The sequence below is a fragment of the Streptomyces sp. NPDC014727 genome (genome assembly GCF_043083485.1).
GTDB lineage: Bacteria > Actinomycetota > Actinomycetes > Streptomycetales > Streptomycetaceae > Streptomyces.
Genome location: NZ_JBIBYR010000017.1, coordinates 105,139 through 128,948, shown reverse-complemented (window position 1 = coordinate 128,948; position 23,810 = coordinate 105,139). Strand labels below are relative to the sequence as shown.

Below are 23,810 nucleotides of genomic sequence, written 5' to 3'. Positions count from 1 at the left end.
CACCCGGCACAATGCAGGCGAAGGGGTACGCCCCGGTAAGCACAGCCAGTACAGCCCGTACGAGAAGGCGAGTCGGTAGAACCGTGACGACGTCCATCGAAGGCAGGATCGCCGAGGAGCTCGGCGTACGCGAGCGGCAGGTGAAGGCGGCCGTCGAGCTGCTCGACGGCGGGTCGACCGTGCCGTTCATCGCCCGCTACCGCAAGGAAGCGACCGAGATGCTCGACGATGCGCAGCTGCGCACGCTCGAGGAGCGGCTGCGCTACCTGCGGGAGCTGGAGGACCGTCGCACGGCGATCCTCGACTCCGTGCGCGAGCAGGGCAAGCTGGACGAGGCGCTGGAGGCGCAGATCCGGGCCGCCGAGACCAAGGCGCGCCTCGAGGACATCTATCTGCCGTTCAAGCCCAAGCGGCGCACGAAGGCACAGATCGCCCGGGAGGCCGGGCTCGAACCGCTCGCCGACGGCCTGCTCGGCGACCCCTCGGTGGAGCCGCTCGCCGCCGCTGCCGCCTTCGTCGACGCGGACAAGGGCGTCGCGGACGGTGCCGCCGCACTGGAGGGGGCCCGTGCCATCCTCGCGGAGCGTTTCTCGGAGGACGCCGATCTGATCGGTGAGCTGCGTGAGCGCATGTGGTCGCGCGGGCGGCTGGCCGCCAAGGTGCGCGACGGCAAGGAGGAGGCGGGGGCGAAGTTCGCCGACTACTTCGATTTCGCGGAACCGTTCACCGCGCTCCCCTCGCACCGGGTGCTCGCCATGCTGCGCGGCGAGAAGGAGGAGGTGCTCGACCTGGTCCTGGAGCCGGAGGAGCCTTCCGAGACGCCCGGCCCCTCGACGTACGAGAACATGGTTGCCCGGCGCTTCGGAGTCGGCGACCGCGGCCGTCCCGGCGACAAGTGGCTCGGCGACACCGTGCGCTGGGCCTGGCGGACCCGGATCCTGGTGCACCTCGGCATCGATCTGCGGCTGCGACTGCGCACGGCGGCGGAGGACGAGGCGGTACGGGTCTTCGCGTCGAACCTGCGCGATCTGCTGCTCGCCGCGCCGGCCGGGACGCGGGCCACGCTGGGGCTCGACCCGGGCTTCCGCACGGGTGTGAAGGTCGCCGTGGTCGACGCGACCGGCAAGGTCGTCGCGACGGACGTCATCCACCCGCACGTCCCGGCGAACAAGTGGGACCAGTCGCTCGCCGCGTTGGAGCGGTTGGCGAAGGCGCACGACGTCGACCTGATCGCGATCGGCAACGGCACGGCGTCCCGTGAGACCGACAAGCTCGCCGGTGAACTCATCGACAGGCACCCCGAGTTGAAGCTCACCAAGGTGATGGTGTCGGAGGCCGGCGCTTCGGTGTACTCGGCTTCGGCCTTCGCCTCCCAGGAACTCCCCGACATGGACGTGTCGTTGCGCGGCGCCGTCTCGATCGCACGCCGCCTCCAGGACCCCCTCGCGGAACTGGTGAAGATCGACCCGAAGTCGATCGGCGTCGGCCAGTACCAGCACGACCTGTCCGAGGTGAAGCTGTCGCGCTCACTGGACGCGGTCGTCGAGGACTGTGTGAACGGTGTCGGTGTCGACGTCAACACCGCGTCCGCGCCGCTGCTCTCACGGGTCTCCGGGATCGGCTCGGGGCTCGCGGAGAACATCGTCGCGCACCGTGACGCGAACGGGCCGTTCCGTACGCGCAGGGCCCTCAAGGACGTGGCGCGGCTGGGCCCGAAGGCGTACGAGCAGTGTGCGGGCTTCCTGCGCATCCGGGGCGACGACCCGCTGGACGCGTCGAGTGTGCACCCCGAGGCGTACCCGGTGGTGCGGGCGATGGTGAAGCGGACGGGCGGTGACGTCGCCTCACTGATCGGCAACACGGGTGTGCTGCGCTCGCTGCGGGCCGACGACTTCGTGGACGAGAAGTTCGGTCTGCCGACGGTCACCGACATCCTGAAGGAGCTGGAGAAGCCCGGGCGCGACCCGCGCCCCGCGTTCAAGACGGCCACCTTCAAGGAGGGCGTCGAGAAGATCGGCGATCTGGCGTCCGGGATGGTGTTGGAGGGCGTCGTCACCAATGTCGCGGCCTTCGGCGCGTTCGTGGACATCGGTGTGCACCAGGACGGCCTGGTGCATGTGTCGGCGATGTCCCGCACGTTCGTGAAGGACCCGAGGGATGTCGTGAAGCCGGGCGACATCGTGAAGGTCAAGGTCATGGACGTCGACATCCCGCGAAAGCGGATCTCGTTGACGCTGCGGCTGGACGACGAGGCGTCGGCGGGAAGCCAGGGCGGCGGGCCGAGGCGGGAGCGGAGCGAGCGCGGTGGCCGACCGCCGCGGCAGCGCCAGGGTCAGGGCGGTCAGGGCGGTCAGGGCGGTCAGGGCGGTCAGGGCGGTCAGGGCGGTCAGGGCCGAGACCGGCGCGGTGGTGCCGGCGGTTCCGCTCGTCCGGCGCCGGCTCCGGTGAACAGTGCGATGGCGGACGCGCTGCGGCGGGCCGGGCTCGCGGATCCGAAGCAGAACGGCAACTAAGGGCTTTCGTCCGGACCGGCCCCCCGCGAGCTCGGCCTGGTCCGAACGAGAGGCCTTGGGGTCTTTCGTTCGGATCGGCCCGGCGTGATCCGAACGAGAGGCCCTGGGGCCGGCGTCGCAAGCGGGTGGGGCGGGGTGCGGTCCGCTGCGCGGAGCCGCCCCTCCTCTCCCGTCCCTTCCGGGGTCCGGGGCCGGCCCCGGGCCCCGTTCCTCGGACGACGGTCGCCGGTCCTGCCCTGCGGAGTCCCTCAGAGCTCCTTCACCCTGCCGTCCACCACCTCGACGCGCCTCGTCGTCCTCACCGCTTCCAGCATGCGCCGGTCGTGGGTGACCAGCAGCAACGTCCCCGGGTACGACTCCAGCGCCGATTCCAGCTGCTCGATCGCGGGCAGATCGAGGTGGTTCGTCGGTTCGTCGAGGACGAGGAGGTTGACGCCCCTGCCCTGGAGCAGGGCGAGTGCCGCCCGGGTACGTTCGCCCGGGGAGAGGGTGGTCGCGGGACGCATCACATGGTCCGCGCGCAGACCGAACTTGGCGAGCAGCGTGCGGACTTCGGCCGGTTCGGTGTCGGGGACGGCGGCACAGAAGGCCTCCAGGAGCGACTCCGAGCCGTGGAACAGCTTGCGCGCCTGGTCGACCTCTCCGACCACCACGCCCGAGCCGAGCGTCGTGTGTCCGGCATCCAGCGGGAGGCGGCCCAGGAGCGCGGCGAGGAGAGTGGACTTGCCCGCTCCGTTGGGTCCGGTGATGGCGACCCGGTCCGCCCAGTCGATCTGCAGGGACACCGGACCGAAGCTGAAGTCGCCCCGTACCACCCGCGCTTCGCGCAACGTCGCGACGACCGAACCCGAGCGGGGTGCGGCGGCGATCTCCATCCGCAGTTCCCATTCCTTGCGCGGCTCGTCGACGACGTCGAGACGTTCGATCATGCGCTGGGTCTGCCGGGCCTTCGCGGCCTGCTTCTCGCTGGCCTCGCTGCGGAGCTTGCGGCCGATCTTGTCGTTGTCGGTCGCCTTGCGGCGGGCGTTCTTGACGCCCTTGTCCATCCAGGAGCGCTGCATGTGTGCGCGCCCTTCGAGGGAGGCGCGCTTGTCGGCGTACTCCTCGTACTCCTCGCGAGCATGCCTGCGGGCCCGCTCGCGCTCTTCCAGGTAGGCCTCGTACCCGCCGCCGTACAGGTTGATCTGCTGCTGGGCCAGGTCCAGTTCCAGGACCTTGGTGACCGTCCGCATCAGGAATTCCCGGTCGTGGCTGATGACGACCGTGCCGGCGCGCAGTCCGCAGACGTAGCGCTCCAGGCGCTCCAGACCGTCCAGGTCGAGGTCGTTGGTGGGCTCGTCGAGCAGGAAGACGTCGTAGCGGGAGAGCAGGAGGGAGGCCAGGCCTGCGCGGGCCGCCTGGCCGCCGGAGAGCGCGGCCATCGGCAGGTCGAGGCCGACGGTCAGGCCGAGGTCGGCGGCGACCTCCTCGGCGCGCTCCTCCAGGTCGGCACCGCCGAGCGCCAGCCAGCGTTCGAGCGTCTCGGAGTACGCGTCGTCCGCGCCGGGCGCCCCGTCGACGAGGGCCTGCGTCGCGGCGTCCATCGCGGCCTGGGCTTCGGCGACTCCGGTACGGCGGGCCAGGAACTCCCGCACGGTCTCCCCCGGCCGCCGCTCCGGCTCCTGCGGGAGGTGGCCGACGGTGGCGGTGGGCGGGGAGAGCCGGAGCTCGCCCTCCTCCGGCCGGTCGAGTCCGGCGAGCAGCCGGAGCAGGGACGATTTACCGGCCCCGTTGACTCCGACGAGACCGATCACATCACCGGGTGCGACGACGAGGTCGAGCCCGGTGAAGAGTGTGCGGTCGCCGTGTCCGGCGGCGAGGTCCTTGGCGACGAGAGTGGCAGTCATCAGGGTGCCGATCCTAATCGGCGGACGGACCGGCCCCGGCCCGCCCGGGACGCGGGCGGAGACCCGGGAGGTCCGCCGTCACCTGCGGATCCCCCGGCCATCCGTTCTCCGTCCGTCCCGCGTCACGCATGACGCCTTTCACGGAAGCCGTGATTTCGCTCTCCGTGGTCGGCACCGCACGCCGCGCTCATCCCATGGGATCAACAGGCTGTATCGGCCTGCCCTTCTGTGAGGTGATATGTCGCCCTCTCGTCCAGGAGCAGCGGGATCAGTTTCCGGGCGGACTGCCGCAGCGGTACGTACGCTCCGTCGCCGTCACGCCGGGAGGTGACGCCGTGCAGGGCGAGTTCGTCCTTGACGTCGTCGAACTGGGCCTTCGTGAGCCGGTATCCGCACGGCGGGTTCTGGAGGACCTGTCCGGGCTCGGGGGCTTGGTTGTCGGCGCCGCCGAGATGGATCGGACCGCGGTCCTTGAATCCGACGGAGCGGGACGCGGACGTGGCGGCCTCGATCCGGTCTCGCCGCGCGTCGGTGAAAGCGAACAGGCCGTCGAGCGCGGTGAGCTGGGAGTCGACACGGCGTCGGCTGTTGAGCGCCGGGTCGGCCTGCTCGGCGTCGGAGAGCGCGTCGACCCGGGATTCGATGAGCAGGCCGACGGCGTGCTTGATGCCGGAGGCGTTGCGCAGGATGCGTTCCTGTCCGTCGCCCGCGGTCTGCTTGATCGGATCACCGGTGACCGGGTCGGTCCAGATGCCGTAGAGGCCGCTGCTGTAGCCGGCCTCCTCGGCGGTGGGCCGCACATAGCGTTCGGCCAGGGTCTGCGATTCGTCGTGCACCCGGTCGGACGCGTTGAGGTTGCGCGGCCACAGCACGAAGAGGTCCTTGGCGTAGTACGGCGGGGTGGCCCCGTACTCGTGCAGGTCGTAGATCACATCGGGTTCACGGTCGCGGATGACCGCCGCCATGGCACGGGCCTCGGCGGTCCGCAGCGCGATGTGGTCGCGGTTGATGTCCACGCCGTCGGAGTTGCCTCGGGTGTCGGCGGCACGCCCGTCGGGGTTCGCGGTGGGCACGACGAGGACGGTGGTACGGGAGAGAAAGGCGCGGGTCGACCGGTCCTGCGCGTAGGCCAGATCGCGGATGGTCGTCAGACATGCCTCGCGGCCGGCCGGTTCGTCGCCGTGCTGACTGCAGATCAGCAGCACCGTGTTCGCGGTGGGACGGTGGTCGCCGATCCGGACGAGTTGGAGCGGGCGGCCCTGTTTCGTCGTGCCGATCCGGTCGACGGAGACCCGGTCGCTGCCCCGGTCGACGGCCGCCAGGAAGGACTGTTCCTCCGGCTGGCCGGTCCATCGGGCCCCGTGGCTGCTCTCGAAGCCGGTACGGGGCGGGGTGTGCGCGGCCTCGGCGGGCACGGTGATCAGGGGCACGGCCAGGACGGCGGCGGCCGCCGCCAGGACCAGGTTGCGGCGGACGGGCCGGCGTACGGCCGGTGTGCGGGCTGTCATGAGTGGCTGCCTCCCGGGATGCGGCGGGCGGGACGCGGCGACGTCACGCCCTCGGGGTGGACTGCGCGGGGGGTGGCTGTCGCGGGTGCGGAACCCGCGGTGGCGCGTACGAAGGCTCCGGCGCCGCCGGTGAGCGGCAGCTTCGCGGAGGTACGGGCCAGGTCGAGGGTGAGCGTGGGCGTGGAGTCCGGCGGGTCGATGAGGTCCCGGTCGGTGCCGGCGACGATCAGGGCGAGCCGGTGGCCGGCCGGAACGACGTGGTCGGTGGCCGCCAGGTCGATGGTGATCGTGTAGGCCCTGCCCGGAGTGAGGGAGCGGCCGTGTCCGGCTGAGGTGTAGGTGCCGAGGTCTGCCCAGCCGCGGCTGAGGACGGTCCGGTCCACCGCGGCCGTTCGGGCCCGGGTCTCCTTGAAGCAGGAACTGTCGCCGGTCGTGCTCGCGCCCCAGCAGGTGCGCTCGGTGAGGGTGGTGATGCCTTCGCCGGACGAGCCGTAGTCTCGGATGGTGTCGGGGCCGATGTCCACGAGGACCGCGGAGAGATGGGCGGTCGATGTGGTCGGGGTGGCGGTGACGGTCACTGTGGACGATCCGGCCAGGCGCAGGTCCCGGGTGAGCGGCGCGGTGCGGAATCCGGCCTTGGCGCCCGTGGTCCGGTCCACGTCGGCGGCCCACTCCGTCTCGCTCTGTGCCGGATCGTCGGTGAACGTCTCGGTGGTGCCGGGGCGGGCGGGCTTCAGAGCGAGGGTGCCGACGCCGGGTTCCCCGCCGGGGCCGGGGCGCACGGTGGTGCGGTGCGTGGTGCGGGGCGGCCAGACCTTGTCGGTGGACCACTGGTCGGGGTGGCGTTCGATGTCGGCCATCGGCTCACGGTCGATGCCGTTGTCGTAACCGAGGAGGTAGTGGTCGAACCAGCGGTGCAGCGTGTCCACCCACGTGGCGCGCCGGTAGTCGAACGGGTCGACGTGTCCGGTCTGCGAGAGCCAGATCTTGCGCTCCACGCCTCGGTCCGCGAGTGCGTCCCACCACTGGCCGAGGTGCTTGGTGCGGACGTTGAGGTCCTGCATGCCGTGTACGGCAAAAACGCTGGCCTTCACCTTGTCGGCGTTCTTCACGTAGTCGCGCTCGCTCCACAGCTTCGTCCAGTCACCGGTGCGCGGCGCCTGGTCGACGAGCCGGCGCTGGACCGCGGCGCAGCCCCCGCGCGCCTCGGGGCTCTCCACATAGCCGGCGAGCCAGTCGGGTCCGCTGTCGTAGAGCGGCGCGCCCTGGGCGAAGTAGTAGTCGTACCAGGAGGAGATGGCGCCGATCGGCACGATGGTCCGCAGTCCGTCCACTCCGGTGGCCGCGACACCGTTGGCGACGGTGCCGTCGTAGCTCTTGCCGATCATCCCTGTGCGGCCGTCGGACCAGCCGGCCGTGGCGCGTTCGCCGCCGGTTCGGGTGGTGTAGCCGCGGGCGCGGCCGTTCAGCCAGTCGACGACCGCCTTGGCGGACTGCACGTCGGAGCGCCCTCCGACGTCGACACAGCCGTCAGAGCGATTGGTTCCGGCCAGATCGACGGCGACGAAGGCGTAGCCGCGCGGCACGAAGTAGTTGTCGTAGTAGAGGGGGAACTGGACGGGTCGGCCCTTGGCGTCGTACGTCTTCAGCTGGCTCTCGTTGCCCCGGCCGCAGCAGGAGTAGTAGGGGCTGGCGTCCATGATCACAGGGATCTTGCGGCCCTGTCGGGCGGGTTCGCCCGGCCGGACGATGTCGACCGCGACCCGGTCGCTCTTCCCATTGCCGTCGCCGTCCAGTCCGGTGTCGACCCAGAGGGACTCGCGGACGGCGTTCTCGTACGAGTAGACAGGCCTGCTCTCCGGGGGGCCGCTCTCGCGAGGACCGGCACCCTGCGCGCCCGCCGGCGAGAGCAGGACGGCCGTCAGGGCGGCCACGGCAGCCACCACCAGCGATCTGTACGTCAAGCGGGTGTCCCGCGCGCGTGTCGGCATGGGCGGAAGGTACCCCGGTCAACTCGCGTGCAACAGAGGGCGATCACCGAGGATTACGACGTGGGCATGCCACATTCATGGATGGCGCGGCATGTCGGCCGAATGGCGATCATGTGACAGCTCTGGCCATGGACACGACTATCGCAACAGTCGCTGAATAGTGTCGACGTGACGGTTCGAAAGATCATTCGTCCTACGACTTGGAGCATTCGTGCATCGCAGATTCATCGTCCCGAGCGCACTGGCCGCCTCCCTGCTGCTGGCGATCCCGGCCTCGGCCGCCGAAGGCACCGTGGGCGCCCCGGGCATCGGCGACCCCTACTACCCGGCCAGTGGCAACGGCGGCTACGACGTGTCCCACTACGACCTGCGGCTGACGTATCAGCCCGCGACCGACCTGCTGGAGGGCACGGCGACGATCCTCGCCACGACCACCCAGCAACTCTCCCGATTCAACCTCGACTTCGGGCTGGACGTCTCCGAGGTGCGGGTGAACGGCAAGAAGGCCGGCCATGTCAGGACCGGCGACCAGGAACTGGAGATCACCCCGGCGTCGGCGCTGCCGAAGGGCAAGGCCGTCTCCGTGGTCGTGCGGTACGCCGGAAAGCCGTCCGAGGTCGAGATCAACGGCTGGACCTCCTGGGTCCGCACCCCGGACGGCGCGGTGGCCGCGCAGGAGCCGGAGTCGGCCGCCTGGTGGTTCCCCAGCAATGACCACCCGCTGGACAAGGCCACCTACGACATCTCCGTTTCGGTACCGGACGGCACCCAGGCGATCAGCAACGGCGTTCTCCAGTCGCAGAGTTCGAAGCTCGGCTGGACCCGCTTCAACTGGCGTTCGAGCAAGCCCCAGGCCACGTATCTGACGACGCTGGCGATCGGGAAGTTCGACATCACCACGGACACCACGTCGGACGGGCTGCCGGTCGTCAACGCCTACAGCAAGGACCTCGGCGCCAATGGCGGCGCGGCACGCGCCAGCATCGAGCGGAGCACCGAGGTCGCCGAGTGGCTGACGGAGGTCTTCGGGCCGTATCCCTTCGACGCGCTCGGCGGATACTCCCCCAATGTGAAGAGCGGGTTCGCGCTGGAGACGCAGACCAGGCCGTTCTACAGCCCGAAGCAGTTCGCGAACGGCGCGAACGTCTCGGTCGTCGTCCATGAGCTGGCGCACCAGTGGTACGGCGACAGCGTGTCCCTCAAGGGGTGGAAGGACATCTGGATCAACGAGGGATTCGCCCGCTACAGCCAGTGGCTGTGGTCGGAGAAGGAGGGCGAGGGAACCGCGCAGGAACTGGCGGACTACACCTACGCCCAGCATCCGGCCGACGACGCCTTCTGGACGGTGAAGCCCGGCGACCCGGGCCCCGACAACCAGTTCGACGCGGCCGTCTACGACCGGGGCGCGCTGGCGATCCAGGCGCTGCGCGACAAGCTGGGCGACGAGACCTTCTTCGAGTTGCTGAAGGGCTGGCCGACCGAGCACGCGTACGGCAATGCGAGCGTGGCGGACTTCGTGACGTACGCGGAGCGGGTCTCGGGCAAGCCGCTCGCCGGCTTCTTCGACACCTGGCTGTACCGGCCGACGCGGCCCGAGGCCCCCGCGGCGGCCGGGGCACGCGCGCTGCGCGCACCCGCCGAGCCCGCGTCGTGGAAGCAGATCGCGGCGACGAACACGGTTCACGACCACCACTGACGCGTCCGCGGACCCGTTCGGGACCCCGTCGCCCCCACTGCCCCGGTGGGGCGACGGGGCCCGGCGGACGGCCGGTGGCGCCGGATAGGCTGAGGGCGTCGGTGCTGTCCGGCCGGCCCGGCCGATTCCGGCCGATCCCGCGCGTACGAGGAGCGTCCCTTGCCCGGTCCGACCTCCGACTCCCCGCGCGATGCCCGCCCCACGCTGGAAGCGGTGGCGGCTCTCGCCGGGGTCTCACGGGCGACGGCCTCCCGGGTGGTGAACGGCGGGGCGGGTGTGCGGCAGCCGCTCGTGGAGCAGGTACGCAAAGCGATCGAGGAACTCGGCTACGTTCCGAACCACGCCGCGCGGACCCTGGTCACCCGGCACAACGGTGCGGTCGCCGTGATCATCGACGAACCGGAGTTCCGGATCTTCTCCGACCCGTTCTTCTCCCAGCAGATCCGCGGCATCAGCCGCGAACTGAACGCGTACGACTCCCAGTTGGTACTTCTCCTGGTGGAGGGCAGCGGAGATTTCGACCGCGTCGCCCGCTATCTGGCCGGTGGCCATGTGGACGGCGCGCTGGCGTTCTCGCTGCACACGGACGACGAACTCCCCGCGATCATCCGCCGGTTCCAGGTGCCCACGGTCTACGGCGGACGCCCCGGCCGGCCGGGCGCGGCGTCCGAGCCGGCCGTCCCGTACGTCGACTGCGACAACCGGGGCGGCGCGGCCGAGGCCGTACGCCATCTCGTCTCCCTCGGCCGGCGGCGGATCGCGCACATCGCCGGACCGCACGACCAGACCTCGGCACTCGACCGGGTCGACGGCTACCGCGATGTGCTGCCCGGCTCGGATCCGGCTCTGCTCGTGGAGGGCGACTTCACGGTCGAAGGCGGCGCACGGGCGATGACACGGCTCCTTGAACGCCGCCCCGACGTGGACGCGGTCTTCGCCGCCAACGACCTGATGGCCTCGGGCGCCCTGCGGGTGCTGCGCGAGCACGGCCGCAGGGTGCCTCAAGAGGTGGCGCTGGTCGGCTTCGACGACATGGTGTCGATCGCCGAGTCCACCGAACCGCCGTTGACGACGATCCGTCAGGATGTCGAGGGAATGGGCCGGTTGATGGTACGGATGCTGATGCGGCAGCTGAACGGCGAAGGCGGGGACGACGAGCCCGAATCGCTGATCACGCCGACCGAACTGGTACGCCGGGCCTCCGCCTGAGCCTCCCCCTGCCCCGGACCGCCTTGCGATGCGCGGCACGGGCCCTGCGCGCGTAGGGCAGATAGCGCAGCCGCTCCGGGAGCACGGGTACGACACGCCGCACCACCCCGCAGAACCTCCGCAGCCTCCGCTCCTGTGCGTCCGTCCACTCCAGCCCGATCGCCGCCCGCGCCTCCGGCGGCATCAGCCCGATGGTGATGAACCGGCGGAACCTGGCCAGCGGCGGGAACAGCACCGGCCACAACGCCTTCAGCAGCAGCCGCAACGGCAGCGGTCCCCGGTCCGGCGGCGGTACCGGGCGGTCAGTGGCAATCAGGTCCTCCACGACGACGGTCAGCTCGACCTCCTCGGCGAGCACCTTTCGGAAGTACGGCCAGAACTCCTCGATCGTCTGCGGCATGTCCCGGTCGTGGATGCCGAGCACTCTGCCGACCTGGAGCCACTCCCGGTACAGGGCCCGTTGCTGCGCGTCGGTGAGCGGCCGGATGAGGTAACACGCGCCGTGCCGGTAGACGGGGAAGCCCGTGGCGTGCACCCACGCGTAGTTCGCGGGCGACAGCGCATGGTAGCGACGCCCGCGGACATCGGTGCCCTGGATGGTGCGGTGCAGTGTGCGGAGCCTGCGCCCCTCCTCGGCGGCCTCCTCGCCCCCGTACACCCAGAGCTGGAGCGAGCGCAGGGACCTCTCGCCGCGCCCCCACGGATCCGTCCGGAAGACGGAGTGCTCGTCCACACCCGCGCCGACAGCGGGGTGGGCGACCTGGAGAGTGAGGGCGGCGGGCAGCATCAGCAGGGCACGGATGTCGCCGGAGATGCCCCAGAGCACACCGCCGGGCGGCGGCGGGACGGGGGTGTCGCCTCTGTCTGTTTCGGTACGCATGACGCTCCTGGCGGTCGGCGGGGCGTGCGGCCAGGGTCTTCCGTTCGGATCAGGCCGGATCCGGCACCGGGGCACGCGAACCCGGCCTGATCCGAACGACAGGCCCCAGGTGCCCGCCCTTGTGTGATCTAGTATGCGATCGCTGCCGGGCCGGTGCGCAGGGGCCCCGGGAAGTAGACGAGCCCGGCGGAGTGCTCGGTGACGCCGTGCGTCATCTCGTGGCCGACGACGTCCAGGCCGACGGACAGCGGCACGCAGCCCATGTGGCCGTACACCATCTTGGAGCCGTCCCAGAAGGCGTTGGCGTAGTCCTTGCCGTTCGCGGCGACGCTGACGACGGAGTAGATCGTGCCGCCCTTGCCGTCGACTCCGTCGCGGCCGATCTGGTTCTTGTAGAACTCGTAGACCTTCGCCGCGTTCAGGTGCGCGTCGACGGCGCCCGACGAGGTGTTCGCGCCGTCGAAGCGGTCGCTCGCCGATGTGCCCAGCGGGAGGTCGTCGGTGACCGGGCCGCCCGCGACGAGCTTGTAGTCCTTGCGCTGCGCCTCGTACGTGCGGATCTGCCCGCCGGTCTGCGCGTACATGGAGCGGGTGGAGTCGACGAGCGTGTACGAGCCGCATCGGCTCCGCCTGATCCAGATGAAAGACCCTAGTCGTAGTCGTACACCGTCACCGCTATGCCCCGGCTCAGCAGCCGCTTCGCTATCAGCGGCTCGATTCCGGACCAGGTGCCGCCCGCCAGTCCGCAGCCGATCCGCGGCATATGGACCGAAGCCCCCAGCTCGACGGCCCGGTCGGCCACGGCACCCAGGGCCGTGTCGATCGCCTCGTAGCGCACCGGCACCCCCTTGCTGCCCGTGCGCATCCCCCGCTGGCCCACCATGTTCGCCACCCAGAGGTACGGACCCACCTGGACGAACTGAACCGCGCCGAGGCCGAAGTCGTTGCTCGCGCGCTCCCGGTGCCAGTGACGGTAGGCCTTCTCCGGTTCGGGCCAGCGACGCGAGACGGCCAGGACGAAGCCCTTGCCCCAGCCGCCCAGGTCGTTGCAGACATGGACGATCAGCTTGACGCCCTTGCCCTGTGGGGTGGTCGCGTCGCCCCGTACGTACGTGATCTCCGACATGACACCAGCGTAGGAGCCACCACTGACAGCGGGACCCGGCCCGGTGTCACCGCGCACTTTCACAACAATGGTGAGACAGCAATACTGTTGAACCTGATTGATGCAGACGCAGCAGTTCGTCGCTGTGTCGGAACGCGAGGAGCAGACATGGCGACCGGGACCCAGGACCCGACGCTCACCGTCGACGAACTGGCGGCACGCGCCGGTGTCACCGTACGCACCGTGCGTTTCTACAGCTCCAGGGGTCTGCTGCCGCCACCCGTGATCGGGCCGCGACGCGTCGGGCACTACGGCCATGAGCACCTGTCCCAGCTCGCGCTCATCGAGGAACTCCAGCACCAGGGCATGACGCTCGCCGCGATCGAACGCTATCTGGAGCAGTTGCCGCCGGACCTGAGCGCGCACGATCTGGCGATCCACCGGGCTCTGGTGGCCGCCTGGGCACCCGACTCGCCGGAGGACGCGACGCGGGCGGAGCTGGAGCGCCGCGCCGGCCGGGCGTTGACCGAACAGGACATGGCGCGGCTGGCCGCGATGGGCGTGCTGGAACACGCCGAGCCGACCGACGGCAGCTATCGGGTGGACCCGGGACTGCTCCGGCTCGGGGTCGAACTGCTCGACGTACCGATCGCGCACGAGACGATTCTGGCCGCCCGCACGGTTCTGCTGGAGCACTCCCGGTCCGCCGCGCAGGAGCTGACCCGGCTGTTCCGGGACGAGGTCTGGGGTCCGTACCGGGAGCGGGAGTCGGACCCGGAGCACCTGGCAGCGATGAAGTCGCTGTCGGCCCACATGCAGCCCATGGTGCTCCAGGCGCTGGTGACCGCGTTCCAGCGGTCGTTGAAGGAAGAACTGCGGGCCGCGTTCACAGCGGAGTGAACGCGGCCCGCGGGGCCACGGTCAGTCGTGGAAGGTCTCGCCCTTCTCGGCCTTCTCCACCAGCAGCGCGGGCGGCAGGAAGCGGTCGCCGTACTTCTCGGCGAGTTCCCGGGCACGGGCCACGAAGCCGGGCAGGCCGCCCTCGTATCCGTTGATGTACTGGAGGACGCCACCGGTCCACGGCGGGAAGCCGATGCCCATGATGGAGCCGATGTTGGCGTCGGCGACAGAGACGAGAACGTTCTCCTCCAGGCAGCGGACGCTGTCCAGCGCTTCGGAGAACAGCATCCGCTCCTTCATGTCGACGAAGGGGATGTCGGTGTCCGGCCTCGTGCTGTGCCCACCCGGGGGACGGCCCCCCAAACCCCCGAAATGCTCCCGCAGGCCGGGCCAGAGGCGGGTGCGCTTGCCGGTCTCGTCGTAGTCGTAGAAGCCCGCGCCGCCGCTGCGTCCCGGGCGGCCGAACTCGTCGACCATCCGGTCGATGACCGCGTCCGCCGGGTGCCCGGGCCAGCTGCCGCCGGCCTCCTCGACGGCCCGCCTGGTCTCGTTGCGGATCTTGCGGGGGAGGGTGAGGGTCAGCTCGTCCATCAGGGAGAGCACCTTGGCCGGGTAGCCGGACTGCGCCGCGGCCTGCTCGACCGACGCGGGCTCGACGCCCTCGCCGACCATGGCGACGCCCTCGTTGATGAACTGGCCGATGACGCGCGAGGTGAAGAAGCCGCGGGAGTCGTTGACGACGATCGGCGTCTTCTTGATCCGGCGGACCAGGTCGAAGGCGCGGGCCAGTGCCTCGTCGCCGGTCTTCTCGCCCTTGATGATCTCGACCAGCGGCATCTTGTCCACGGGCGAGAAGAAGTGCAGCCCGATGAAGTCGGCGGGGCGCGAGACGCCCTCGGCGAGGACGGTGATGGGCAGGGTCGAGGTGTTGGAGCAGAGCAGAGCGTCCGGCTCGATGATGTCCTGGATCTCCTGGAACACCTTGTGCTTGAGCGCGGTGTCCTCGAAAACGGCCTCGATGACGGTGTCGCAGCCCGCCAGGTCGGCCGGGTCACCGGTCGGGGTGATGCGGGCCAGCAGCGCGTCACGCTCGGCCTCGGTGGTACGGCCCCGGGAGAGCGCCTTGTCCAGGAGCTTCTCGCTGTACGCCTTGCCCTTCGCTGCGGCCTGTGCGGAGATGTCCTTGAGGACGACGTCGATGCCCGCGCGGGCGCAGGAGTAGGCGATGCCCGCGCCCATCATCCCCGCGCCGAGGACGGCGACCTTGCGGACCTGGCGCTCCTCGATGCCCTTGGGGCGGCCGGCGCCGGAGTTGACGGCCTGGAGGTCGAAGAAGAACGCCTGGATCATGTTCTTCGCGACCTGGCCGGTGACCAGTTCGGTGAAGTAGCGGGCCTCGATGGTCAGCGCGGTCTCGAAGTCGACCTGCGAGCCCTCGACGGCTGCGGCCAGGATGTTGCGCGGCGCGGGCATCGGGGCGCCCGCGATCTGCTTCTTCAGATTGGCCGGGAAGGCGGGCAGATTGGCGGCGAACTTCGGGTGGGAGGGGGTGCCGCCGGGGATCTTGTATCCCTTGACGTCCCACGGCTGCTGGGACTCGGGGTTCGCATCGATGAAGGCGCGGGCCTTTTCGAGCATTTCCTCCCGGGTGGCGGCGACCTCGTGGACGAGGCCGTTCTCCTGGGCGCGCCGCGGAGTGTACTGAGTTCCCTGGAGGAGGACCTTCAGCAGCGCGTCGGCGATGCCCATGAGGCGTACGGTGCGGGTGACTCCGCCGCCTGCGGGCAGCAGGCCGAGGGTGACCTCGGGCAGACCGATCCGGGAGCCGGGGGCGTCGAGGGCGATGCGGTGGTGGGAGGCGAGCGCGATCTCGTAGCCGCCGCCGAGCGCGGCGCCGTTGATGGCGGCGACGACGGGCTTGCCGAGGGTCTCGATGCGACGCAGCGAGTTCTTGATGGCGGTACCGGTGTCGAAGGCCTGCTGGGCGTTCTCGGGACCGACCTTGATCATGTCCTTGAGGTCGCCGCCCGCGAAGAAGGTCTTCTTGGCGGAGGTGTAGATGATGCCGCGGATGGAGTCCTTCTCGGCCTCGGCGCGGTCGGCGACGGCCGCGATGGAGTCCTTGAAAGCCTGGTTCATCGTGTTGGCGGACTGGTCGGGGTCGTCGAGTACGAGGGTGACGACGCCGGTCTCGTCCCGTTCCCAGCGGATGGTCGTGCTCTCGGTCATTGCTGTTCTTCTCCGTAAGTGAGGGCCGGGGAACGGTCAGAGACGCTCGACGACGGTGGCGACGCCCATGCCGCCGCCGACGCAGAGGGTGACGAGGCCGTAGCGCCCCTCGCGCCGTTCCAGTTCGTCGATGAGGGTGCCGAGGATCATCGCGCCGGTGGCACCGAGCGGGTGGCCGAGCGCGATGGCGCCGCCATTGACGTTGATCTTGTCGAGGGGGAGCCCCATGTCCCTGGCGAAGCGGAGCACGACTCCGGCGAACGCCTCGTTGATCTCGACGAGGTCGATGTCGTCGATGGTGAGTCCGGCCTTGGCGAGGGCCTTGCGGGTGGCGGGCGCGGGGCCGGTGAGCATGATGGTGGGCTCGGAGCCGGAGACGGCGGCGGAGACGATCCGGGCGCGCGGCGTGAGTCCGTACCGCTCGCCGATCTCCTGGTTGCCGATCGCGACGAGCGCGGCGCCGTCGACGATGCCGGAGGAGTTGCCCGCGTGGTGGACGTGGTCGATCTCCTCGACCCAGTGGTACTTCTGCAGGGCCACCGCGTCGAAGCCGCCCATCTCACCGATCGCCGCGAAGGAGGGCTTGAGCGCGGCGAGCGAGTCGGCGGTCGTGCCGGGCCGCATGTGCTCGTCGTGGTCGAGGACGACGAGGCCGTTGCGGTCCTTGACGGGGACGACGGAGCGCGCGAAACGGCCGTCCTTCCATGCCTCGGCGGCGCGTTCCTGGGAGAGCGCGGCGAACTCGTCCACGTCGCGGCGGGTGAAGCCCTCGATGGTGGCGATGAGGTCGGCGCCGACACCCTGCGGCGCGAAGCCGGTGTCGAAGTTGGTCATCGGGTCCATCGCCCAGGCGCCGCCGTCGGATCCCATCGGGACACGGGACATCGACTCGACACCTCCCGCGAGGACGAGGTCCTCCCAGCCCGAACGGACCTTGGCCGCCGCCAGGTTGACGGCTTCCAGGCCCGAGGCACAGAAGCGGTTCTCCTGGACGCCCGCGACGGTGTCCGGGAGGCCCGCCGCGATGGCGGCGATCCGGGCGATGTCGGAGCCCTGGTCACCGAGCGGACTGACCACGCCGAGCACGATGTCGTCGATGGCCGCCGGGTCCAGGCCGGGGAAGCGGTCGCGGATCTCGTGGATGAGGCCGACGACGAGGTCGATCGGCTTGGTGCCGTGCAGGGCGCCATTGGCCTTGCCACGGCCGCGCGGGGTGCGGATCGCGTCGTAGACAAACGCTTCGGTACTCAAGTCAGCAGCCTTTCGAGGGTGGTTGTGCGAAAGAGGTCAGGCGAGCAGCGAGCGTCCGATGATCTCCTTCATGATCTCGGTCGTGCCGCCGTAGATGGTCTGGATACGGCCGTCGGTGAATGCCTTCGCGACCGGATACTCCGCCATGTATCCGTATCCGCCGTGGAGTTGGAGACAGCGGTCGGCGACGCGCTTCTGCAGTTCGGTGGCCCACCACTTGGCCATCGAGGCATGGACGGCGTCGAGCCCGCCGTCGGAGTGCTCGACGATGCAGCGGTCGACGAAGGTGCGGGTGACCGTGCACTCGGTGGCCATCTCGGCGATCTCGAACCGGATGTGCTGAAGCTTGGACAGCGGCCGTCCGAAGGCCTCGCGCTCCTTCACATAGCGCGTGGTGATCTCCAGCAGGTGTTCGGCGGCGGCGATCGCGGCGACGGCTATGCCCATCCGTTCCTGCGCCAGATTGGTCATCAGATGGATGAAGGCACCGTTCCGCTCGCCGAGCAGATTCTCCTTGGGGACGCGGACGTCATGGAAGAACAGTTCGGCGGTGTCCTGGGACTTCTGGCCGATCTTGTCGAGGTTGCGGCCCCGCTCGAAGCCCTCCGCGCCGCGTTCGACCACGATCAGCGACAGCCCCTTCGCACCGCCCTCGGGGGTGGTCCTGGCGACCACCACCACCAGGTCGGCGAGGATGCCGTTGGAGATGAACGTCTTGGAGCCGTTGAGCAGCCAGTGGTCGCCCTTGTCCTCGGCGGTGGTGCGGATGGCCTGCAGGTCGGAGCCCGCGCCGGGCTCGGTCATGGCGATGGCGGTGATGGTCTCGCCGCTGCAGAAGCCGGGCAGCCAGCGCCGCTTCTGCTCCTCGGTGCCGAGGCCGGTGAGGTAGGGGCCGATGATGTCGTTGTGCAGCCCGAGTGCGAGTCCGGGTGCACCGGCGCGGGTGAACTCCTCCGCGAGGACGGCGCTGTAGCGGTAGTCGGTGTTGCCGCCGCCCCCGTACTCCTCGGGGACGGCGAGGCCGAGCAGTCCCTGCCGGCCGGCCGCGAGCCACGCCTCGCGCGAGACGATGCCGTCCTTCTCCCACTGCTCGTAGTGCGGGAGGACCTCCTTGGTGAGGAAGGTGCGGACGGTCCCGCGGAACGCTTCGTGCTCTTCGGTGAAGATCTGCCGCTGCACTGCGGGCCTCCTGGAGTCAGTTCCTGACGTCGGGTCCCGCACCGGTCCGGGCGACGAGGGGCGGGGTGCGGGAGTACGGGGCACGGACGGCCGCACCGGTCGCGCCCCGGTCACAGGCTTCGCGCGGGCCGCCCGTGGGGTTCGGCGGCGAGGTGGTTGCCATCAGCCGGTGGTGTCCTTCCGGGGCTCGGCGAGGCCGGGTACGTCCCAGTCGGCGGCGACGGACCCGGTGTCCGCGCCGGGCCGCGCGGGCCCGCTGCGTACGGAGACGGGGGTGGCGGAGAAACGGGGCGCGGGGGCGGGCTGGGTGAGCCCGTCGTGCTCGACGAAGGTGGCACGGGCCGCGACATGCGGATGACCGGGCGCTTCACGGAGCGAGAGGACGGGGGCGACGCAGGCGTCCGTGCCCTCGAACACCTCGGTCCACTCGGCGCGCGTACGGGTCCTGAAGCGGTCGGCGACGAGCGTGCGCAATTCGTCCCAGCGGGCGGTGTCCCCCCGGTCCGGGGCCTCGTCCTCGATCCCGAGGAGCCTGCTGAACTCCTCGTAGAACCGCTGCTCCAGCGGGCCGACCGCCATGTACTGCCCGTCGGCGGTCTCGTACGTGCCGTAGAACGGGCAGCCGCCGTCCAGGAGATTGGAGCCGCGCCGGTCCTGCCAGCCCCCGGCCGCCAGCATCCCGTGGACCATCGTGGCGAGATGGGCGGCGCCGTCCACGATCGCCGCGTCCACGACCTGACCCCGGCCGCCCGGGGTGCGGGCGTGCTGGAGGGCGGCCAGGACACCGACGACGAGATAGAGCGAACCGCCCGCGTAGTCGCCGACCAGATTGGCCGGGACGGTGGGCGGCTCCCCGGGCCTGCCGATCATGGAGAGAGTGCCGGTGAGGGCGATGTAGGCGATGTCGTGCCCGGCCCGTTCGGCGAGCGGTCCGTCCTGGCCCCAGCCGGTCATCCGTCCGTAGACGAGTTGTGGATTGCGGGCCAGCGCGGCGTCCGGCCCGACACCGAGGCGCTCGGCGACGCCCGGCCGGTAACCCTCGATCAGGATGTCGGCGCGCTCGACCAGATCGAGCACTTTGGCCGGGCCGTCCCCGGCCTTGAGGTCGACGAGCACGGAGCGTTTGTTGCGGTTGGTCAGGTCGTACGCGGGGTCGATGCCGAGCCCCGGGCCGCCGGGCCGGTCGACTCTGACGACATCGGCGCCGAGGTCGGCCAGGAGCATCGCGGCGAACGGGCCGGGTCCGATACCTGCCAGCTCGACCACGCGCACGCCTGCGAGCGGGCCGTGCTCCGTCGTTGCCATCTAGCCCCCAGCGGTATGACACAACTGATGTAACAGCGATGATGCTAAGAACGCGTCAGGCTCCGCACAACCCCTTTGGCCGAGCAAGCGCTTAGACCGACCGGCGGACGGGGTGGGAGAGGGAGCGGGACCGGTACTCGTGATTGCAGGGCACAGCGGGGAGGCACCGCGGAGCCTCGTCGGCCGACGACAAGGCCTGAAGGGCCCACGACCCCTGGCCCTTCAGGCCCGGAGAGAGAGCGTGATCGGCCCCACGACACCGCCTCTCTGTGCCGGTCGGTCCTGGTTCCTTCTCCGGGATCCTCCCCCACGATCGCCGCCCGGCGGCACACCGCCACGAACGCCTCCGCCAAGGGCTGTCCCGTAATCCGTGGTGGATCAGCGCGCGGCTCGGTACCGCACGACCTCGGGGTGTACTTCACCGTCCGGCAACTGCCGCGGGACGTTCCGCTGACGATCGACGGATTCGTCCGCAGCAACGCCGTCTTCTCCGGCGGTACGTTCGCGTCCGCGCTCACGGCGATGGGCCGCGGCCCCCGGATGCTGCGTGCCGCGCGGGAACGCGGACTGCACGAACCCCGCCTCCGTGAAGCATCTGCCGGTGGCGCTGGGCGGTACGGCCATGCTCGCCGCTCTCCTGGGCGCGGCGAAGATTCCGGCGGCACGGTCCTGGCTGATGGACCGGTACGAGCCGGGGCGGGGGCCGGACGCGGAGCGCAGGCGGCGCAGTTGGTTCACCGTGCGCTTCGTCGGCGAAGGCGGCGGGCACCGGGTGTTCACCGAGGTGTCGGGGCGGCGACCCCGGCTACGACGAGACGGCGAAGATGCTCGCACAGTCCGCGCTCTGCCTCGCCCTGGACGAGCTCCCGTCGACATCTGGGCAGGTCACGACAAGCCGTCGCGATAGGTGACGCGCTGCTGGGGCGGCTGCGCGCGGCGACTGCGGTTCCGGGTCGCGGCGGCTCGCTGAGCGGGACGGGGCGGGGCGGTCCGGGCGGTCGGAGGGCGGCCGCGCCCAGGGGTGGCTCAGAGCGCCCAGGCCACCAGTGTGCAGATCATCGACACGGCCCACACCACTCCCGCGAGCATGCCGAGAGTCATTCCCACCGCCACCCGGCGCTGGGCGAGATAGACGGTTCCTGGTCGCGTGGACGTTCGATGTTCGGTCATGTGTACCAGTCTGCCCGTCATGATCGGTGGGCGTTATCCATACACATACTCAGATACTCAGGCGGTCGCTTCCCCGAGGGCCCGGCGGCAGAGTGCGTCGGCCCTCCGGGTGGTCTCCGGCTGGCGGAAGTCGCGGGCCAGGAGCAGGGTGTGGGCGCAGGCGTTGTCGAGGCCGATCCGGTGTCCGACGGACACGAAGACCGGCTTGACACCGTCCTGGGTGCGCAGTGCCCGGCCCACCTCCTCCTCGCCGTCGAGCAGCGGCGACCAGTCGCCCCGGCGGCTGCCCGGCTGCTCGTACGAGAAGGTGAACGGGTTCTTGGCGACGCCGATCACCGGGAGTCCGGTGAGCACCCCGAGATGGCTGGCGAGTCCGAGACGACGCGGGTGCGCCTGCCCGTAGCCGTCACAGATCACGAGTCCGGGGTCGACGGGAAGCGATTCCAACGCGTCCAGCACGGTAGGGATCTCTCGGAAGGCGAGGAGTCCGGGGACGTAGGGGAAGGTGATCCGGCCGACCGCGGTGGCCTCGGCCACCACGTCGAGCGTTGCCGCGTCGAGCACGACCGCTGCCGCCACGACGACATCGCGCGCGTCGTCGTAGGCGACATCGACCCCGGTGACCCTGCCGGCGCCGGGCGGCGGGCCCGTTTCGTCGAGCACCACCCGCGGGCGCAGGGAGTCCTGGATCGCGCGGGCTTCGACTTCGTCGGCGGGCGCCTGGAGGGTTGCCATAGTGCTGTCGAGTCTAGGGCCTCTCGTTCGGATCACGCCGGGCTCGCGTGCCTCGGGGCCGGATCGGCTTCGCGCTCGTGCCGTAGCCTGACGATCATGTTCGTACTGGAGCTGACCTACACCGCACCCGTCGAGCGCGTCGACGCGCTGCTGCCGGACCATGTCGCCTGGCTGGACGCACAGTACGCGGAGGGGGTGTTCATCGCGTCGGGCCGCAAGAACCCGCGCGACGGCGGGGTGATCCTGGCGGTCGGGGGTGATCGCGCGCGGATCGAGCGGATCGTGGCGGAGGACCCGTTCACCGCGCAGGGCGTGTGCGCCTACCGGATCATGGAGTTCATCGCGACGAAGACCTCGGACGAACTCGCTCCGTACCGCGAGCAGTTGCCCGGGTAACGGATACCCGGGCCCCGCCCTTCCCGATCACCGAACGGGTCACTGCCGCGACCCGACCGGCCCCGTTCAGCCGCCGGCGCCCCGGATCCCCCCGCGCGCCACTCGTCCCTTCTCGCCTGCGGCCCAGCAACCGCCGTCCGATGTGCAGTCGACCGTGTCGTACGACCCCGTGTCGACCGTGCGCCAGGTGTGACCACCGTCCGCGGTGAGGTCCGTACCGGTCGGACCGACCGCCAGCGCGCCCGACCTGCTGTGCGGCAGCCAGGCGACGCCCGAGCGGTAGGCGGACGGCGGGTTGGCGGACGGCTGCCAGCTGCGACCGCCGTCGCCCGTCACCGCCGAGGCGTGCGGGGACGGCAGGTCGGCCCGGTAGTCGCCGCCGACCGCGATGCCGTGGCGGCGGTCGCGGAAGGCCAGTCCGAACACACCGCGTGCCGGGTCGCCGGCGGGGATCGTCGATTCGGCCGCGGTCCAGGTCAACCCGCGGTCGGCGGAGTGCAGCACCCGTGCGGTGGCGGCGCCCCCGGTCGCCAGCCAGGCATCCTTGGGCCCCGATGCGACCAGGCACTGACCACTGGCGGCGAACGCCGCCTCACCGGCCTGGGCGTCCGGCATGCCCGCGCTGGGCAGCACCCGCCAGCTCCGGCCGCCGTCCTCGGTCGACAGGATGCGGTACTTGCCGTCCACGGGATCACTCATCGCGAGTCCGTGCCTGCTGTCGAAGAAGGTGAGGCAGTTGTAGAAGGCGCGGGCGTCGGTGTTACGGAACGACTCCGTCCAGGTGGCTCCCCCGTCGTCCGTGCGGAACACCCTGGAGGCCTCGCCCTCCCCGATGGCCAGCGCCACCGCCCGACGGGTGTCGAACGCCTCGATGTCACGGAACTCCAGCGCCTCCTGGGACGCGCCGGGCGGTGACACATCGCGCCAGTGGTGGCCGCCGTCGGTGGTGCGCAGCACCGTCCCCTTCGAGCCGGCGACCCAGGCGGTACGACGGCTGACGGCGGCGAGTCCGCGGAAGCGGGCGTCGGTCCCGGTCACGGTGAGCTTCCAGGCCGTTGGACCGCCTGGCCGGCGCCACTCCCCCGGTGTCGCCGCGGCTGCCGGCGTGGCCAGTGCGGTGGCCAGCGCCACGGCACTGAGCCCCCATGACATCAGTCGTCTCGTCTTTCCCTTGGCCCTCATGGCGCTGGAAGCTAGCCCACGAGCCGCACGCCGTCCAGCGTGCGTCGGCCGGATTCGGGCACGTGACCGGTGCGACGGCATGCGGTGATGCAACTCACGCCACCCTCCGGTGCACGGATGAGGCGATTGCGTCGTCTCCATCAGTGCCGTGAGCCGTTCGTCCGGCCGAGAAAGGGAGCAGGTCTTGTCCACCGTCATCGAGCAGTCCGTGCAGGCCCGCATGGTCGCATCCGCACCGCGGATGGAGACCCTTCCCGCCACTCTGCAGTACGACCGGAGGGATCCGTTCGCCGTGCGCATGGCGTTCCCCGCGACGGCGACCCTGGAAGGCACCGAGGTGTCGTGGGAGTTCTCCCGCGAACTGCTCGCCGCCGGAATGGACACGGCCGCCGGTGTCGGGGACGTGCGCATCAGGCCGTTCGGATACGACCGGACCGTCCTGGAGTTCCATGCCGACGAGGGAATCGCGATGGTCCACGTCCGCACCGCGGAGCTGCGTCGTTTCCTTGAGCGGGCGCAGGAACTGGTGCCGGCCGGCGACGAGCACCGGTTCCTGGACCTCGACCGGAGTCTGACCCATCTGCTCGACGGGTCCTGCTGACCGGACGTCGGGCGAGGAGGCGTTGTCATGCGGCGCCGGTGACGCTCTCACCCGGCGGGAGTGGTGGTGACATC

20 protein-coding genes and 1 pseudogene are annotated in these 23,810 nt (G+C 70.5%); 7 read left to right on the top strand and 14 right to left on the bottom strand.

The window, feature by feature from the left end; translation table 11 throughout:
- The first annotated feature begins 83 nt into the window (after window positions 1–83).
- A complete protein-coding gene (locus ACF1B9_RS25390) occupies window positions 84–2,513 on the top strand; it encodes a Tex family protein (protein ID WP_391744108.1) in 2,430 nt (809 codons plus the stop codon).
- 248 nt (window positions 2,514–2,761) lie between these two features.
- Here ACF1B9_RS25390 and ACF1B9_RS25385 read toward each other — a convergent pair whose 3' ends face one another.
- The 3 genes from ACF1B9_RS25385 to ACF1B9_RS25375 form a co-directional block, all read right to left on the bottom strand.
- On the bottom strand, window positions 2,762–4,399 hold the full coding sequence (locus ACF1B9_RS25385) for an ABC-F family ATP-binding cassette domain-containing protein (protein ID WP_391744109.1): 1,638 nt from the start codon (window positions 4,397–4,399) through the stop codon (window positions 2,762–2,764).
- A gap of 200 nt (window positions 4,400–4,599) precedes the next feature.
- Entirely contained in the window at window positions 4,600–5,907 is a 1,308-nt protein-coding gene (locus ACF1B9_RS25380; RefSeq protein WP_391744111.1) for a M14 family metallocarboxypeptidase, read from the bottom strand.
- Window positions 5,904–7,898: a Xaa-Pro dipeptidyl-peptidase gene (locus ACF1B9_RS25375; RefSeq protein ID WP_391744113.1), complete on the bottom strand. Its 1,995-nt coding sequence runs from the start codon at window positions 7,896–7,898 to the stop codon at window positions 5,904–5,906. Before ACF1B9_RS25375 ends, ACF1B9_RS25380 begins: the two co-directional genes overlap by 4 nt.
- A 211-nt stretch (window positions 7,899–8,109) precedes the next feature.
- Between ACF1B9_RS25375 and ACF1B9_RS25370 the strand changes: the two genes are divergently transcribed.
- On the top strand, window positions 8,110–9,594 hold the full coding sequence (locus ACF1B9_RS25370; RefSeq protein ID WP_391744115.1) for a M1 family metallopeptidase: 1,485 nt from the start codon (window positions 8,110–8,112) through the stop codon (window positions 9,592–9,594).
- Between the two features lie 159 nt (window positions 9,595–9,753).
- Window positions 9,754–10,803, top strand: coding sequence for a LacI family DNA-binding transcriptional regulator (locus ACF1B9_RS25365; RefSeq protein WP_391744117.1), 1,050 nt, complete (start codon window positions 9,754–9,756; stop codon window positions 10,801–10,803).
- On the opposite strand, the gene ACF1B9_RS25360 is transcribed toward ACF1B9_RS25365, so the two are convergent.
- The 3 genes from ACF1B9_RS25360 to ACF1B9_RS25350 form a co-directional block, all read right to left on the bottom strand.
- Window positions 10,766–11,683 carry an oxygenase MpaB family protein gene (locus ACF1B9_RS25360; RefSeq protein WP_391744119.1) on the bottom strand — a complete coding sequence of 306 codons (918 nt, stop codon included), beginning with the start codon at window positions 11,681–11,683 and terminating at the stop codon, window positions 10,766–10,768. The two genes, ACF1B9_RS25365 and ACF1B9_RS25360, sit on opposite strands and share 38 nt — an antisense overlap.
- A 128-nt stretch (window positions 11,684–11,811) precedes the next feature.
- Entirely contained in the window at window positions 11,812–12,318 is a 507-nt protein-coding gene (locus ACF1B9_RS25355; RefSeq protein ID WP_391795944.1) for a hypothetical protein, read from the bottom strand.
- A gap of 14 nt (window positions 12,319–12,332) precedes the next feature.
- Window positions 12,333–12,809, bottom strand: coding sequence for a macro domain-containing protein (locus ACF1B9_RS25350; protein WP_391744121.1), 477 nt, complete (start codon window positions 12,807–12,809; stop codon window positions 12,333–12,335).
- A 147-nt stretch (window positions 12,810–12,956) separates the two neighbouring features.
- Between ACF1B9_RS25350 and ACF1B9_RS25345 the strand changes: the two genes are divergently transcribed.
- The gene (locus ACF1B9_RS25345; protein ID WP_391744122.1) at window positions 12,957–13,688 is read left to right on the top strand and encodes a MerR family transcriptional regulator; all 732 of its coding nucleotides are present in this window, start codon (window positions 12,957–12,959) and stop codon (window positions 13,686–13,688) included.
- A gap of 21 nt (window positions 13,689–13,709) precedes the next feature.
- On the opposite strand, the gene ACF1B9_RS25340 is transcribed toward ACF1B9_RS25345, so the two are convergent.
- Genes ACF1B9_RS25340 through ACF1B9_RS25320 form a run of 5 tightly spaced genes read right to left on the bottom strand, consistent with a single transcriptional unit; the run spans window position 13,710 to window position 19,652 of the window.
- Complete coding sequence (locus ACF1B9_RS25340; RefSeq protein ID WP_391744124.1) at window positions 13,710–15,917, bottom strand: 3-hydroxyacyl-CoA dehydrogenase NAD-binding domain-containing protein; 2,208 nt, start codon at window positions 15,915–15,917, stop codon at window positions 13,710–13,712.
- Window positions 15,918–15,953: 36 nt separating this feature from the next.
- Window positions 15,954–17,168 carry an acetyl-CoA C-acetyltransferase gene (locus tag ACF1B9_RS25335; RefSeq protein WP_391744125.1) on the bottom strand — a complete coding sequence of 405 codons (1,215 nt, stop codon included), beginning with the start codon at window positions 17,166–17,168 and terminating at the stop codon, window positions 15,954–15,956.
- A gap of 36 nt (window positions 17,169–17,204) precedes the next feature.
- On the bottom strand, window positions 17,205–18,347 hold the full coding sequence (locus tag ACF1B9_RS25330; protein ID WP_391744127.1) for an acyl-CoA dehydrogenase family protein: 1,143 nt from the start codon (window positions 18,345–18,347) through the stop codon (window positions 17,205–17,207).
- A 16-nt stretch (window positions 18,348–18,363) separates the two neighbouring features.
- Window positions 18,364–18,510, bottom strand: a complete 147-nt coding sequence (locus ACF1B9_RS25325) for a hypothetical protein (RefSeq protein WP_391744128.1) — start codon at window positions 18,508–18,510, stop codon at window positions 18,364–18,366.
- On the bottom strand, window positions 18,510–19,652 hold the full coding sequence (locus ACF1B9_RS25320; RefSeq protein WP_391744129.1) for a CaiB/BaiF CoA transferase family protein: 1,143 nt from the start codon (window positions 19,650–19,652) through the stop codon (window positions 18,510–18,512). The genes ACF1B9_RS25325 and ACF1B9_RS25320 overlap by 1 nt, the downstream gene beginning before the upstream one ends.
- A 390-nt stretch (window positions 19,653–20,042) precedes the next feature.
- Here ACF1B9_RS25320 and ACF1B9_RS25315 point away from each other — a divergent pair.
- Window positions 20,043–20,622: pseudogene (locus tag ACF1B9_RS25315) on the top strand (saccharopine dehydrogenase); the annotation flags it as partial.
- A gap of 56 nt (window positions 20,623–20,678) precedes the next feature.
- Here the strand turns inward: ACF1B9_RS25315 and mmpA are convergent.
- On the bottom strand, window positions 20,679–20,822 hold the full coding sequence (gene mmpA, locus ACF1B9_RS25310) for a morphogenic membrane protein MmpA (protein WP_376283779.1): 144 nt from the start codon (window positions 20,820–20,822) through the stop codon (window positions 20,679–20,681).
- A 57-nt stretch (window positions 20,823–20,879) separates the two neighbouring features.
- The gene (locus tag ACF1B9_RS25305) at window positions 20,880–21,557 is read right to left on the bottom strand and encodes an endonuclease V (protein ID WP_391744131.1); all 678 of its coding nucleotides are present in this window, start codon (window positions 21,555–21,557) and stop codon (window positions 20,880–20,882) included.
- 96 nt (window positions 21,558–21,653) lie between these two features.
- Between ACF1B9_RS25305 and ACF1B9_RS25300 the strand changes: the two genes are divergently transcribed.
- A complete protein-coding gene (locus tag ACF1B9_RS25300) occupies window positions 21,654–21,953 on the top strand; it encodes a YciI family protein (RefSeq protein ID WP_391744133.1) in 300 nt (99 codons plus the stop codon).
- Window positions 21,954–22,019: 66 nt separating this feature from the next.
- On the opposite strand, the gene ACF1B9_RS25295 is transcribed toward ACF1B9_RS25300, so the two are convergent.
- Window positions 22,020–23,135 carry a WD40/YVTN/BNR-like repeat-containing protein gene (locus ACF1B9_RS25295; RefSeq protein ID WP_391744135.1) on the bottom strand — a complete coding sequence of 372 codons (1,116 nt, stop codon included), beginning with the start codon at window positions 23,133–23,135 and terminating at the stop codon, window positions 22,020–22,022.
- Window positions 23,136–23,319: 184 nt separating this feature from the next.
- Between ACF1B9_RS25295 and ACF1B9_RS25290 the strand changes: the two genes are divergently transcribed.
- Window positions 23,320–23,736 carry an SsgA family sporulation/cell division regulator gene (locus ACF1B9_RS25290; protein WP_391744136.1) on the top strand — a complete coding sequence of 139 codons (417 nt, stop codon included), beginning with the start codon at window positions 23,320–23,322 and terminating at the stop codon, window positions 23,734–23,736.
- Window positions 23,737–23,810: the final 74 nt, after the last annotated feature.

Excerpts from the sequence above, each read along its gene's own strand:
- mmpA (WP_376283779.1), bottom strand. The coding sequence starts at position 20,822 with ATGACCGAACATCGAACGTCCACGCGACCAGGAACCGTCTATCTCGCC.
- ACF1B9_RS25305 (WP_391744131.1), bottom strand. The coding sequence starts at position 21,557 with ATGGCAACCCTCCAGGCGCCCGCCGACGAAGTCGAAGCCCGCGCGATC.
- ACF1B9_RS25380 (WP_391744111.1), bottom strand. The coding sequence starts at position 5,907 with ATGACAGCCCGCACACCGGCCGTACGCCGGCCCGTCCGCCGCAACCTG.
- ACF1B9_RS25340 (WP_391744124.1), bottom strand. The coding sequence starts at position 15,917 with ATGACCGAGAGCACGACCATCCGCTGGGAACGGGACGAGACCGGCGTC.
- ACF1B9_RS25350 (WP_391744121.1), bottom strand. The coding sequence starts at position 12,809 with ATGTCGGAGATCACGTACGTACGGGGCGACGCGACCACCCCACAGGGC.
- ACF1B9_RS25345 (WP_391744122.1), top strand. The coding sequence starts at position 12,957 with ATGGCGACCGGGACCCAGGACCCGACGCTCACCGTCGACGAACTGGCG.
- ACF1B9_RS25295 (WP_391744135.1), bottom strand. The coding sequence starts at position 23,135 with ATGAGGGCCAAGGGAAAGACGAGACGACTGATGTCATGGGGGCTCAGT.
- ACF1B9_RS25320 (WP_391744129.1), bottom strand. The coding sequence starts at position 19,652 with ATGGCAACGACGGAGCACGGCCCGCTCGCAGGCGTGCGCGTGGTCGAG.
- ACF1B9_RS25360 (WP_391744119.1), bottom strand. The coding sequence starts at position 11,683 with ATGCGTACCGAAACAGACAGAGGCGACACCCCCGTCCCGCCGCCGCCC.
- ACF1B9_RS25325 (WP_391744128.1), bottom strand. The coding sequence starts at position 18,510 with ATGGCAACCACCTCGCCGCCGAACCCCACGGGCGGCCCGCGCGAAGCC.
- ACF1B9_RS25375 (WP_391744113.1), bottom strand. The coding sequence starts at position 7,898 with ATGCCGACACGCGCGCGGGACACCCGCTTGACGTACAGATCGCTGGTG.
- ACF1B9_RS25385 (WP_391744109.1), bottom strand. The coding sequence starts at position 4,399 with ATGACTGCCACTCTCGTCGCCAAGGACCTCGCCGCCGGACACGGCGAC.
- ACF1B9_RS25300 (WP_391744133.1), top strand. The coding sequence starts at position 21,654 with ATGTTCGTACTGGAGCTGACCTACACCGCACCCGTCGAGCGCGTCGAC.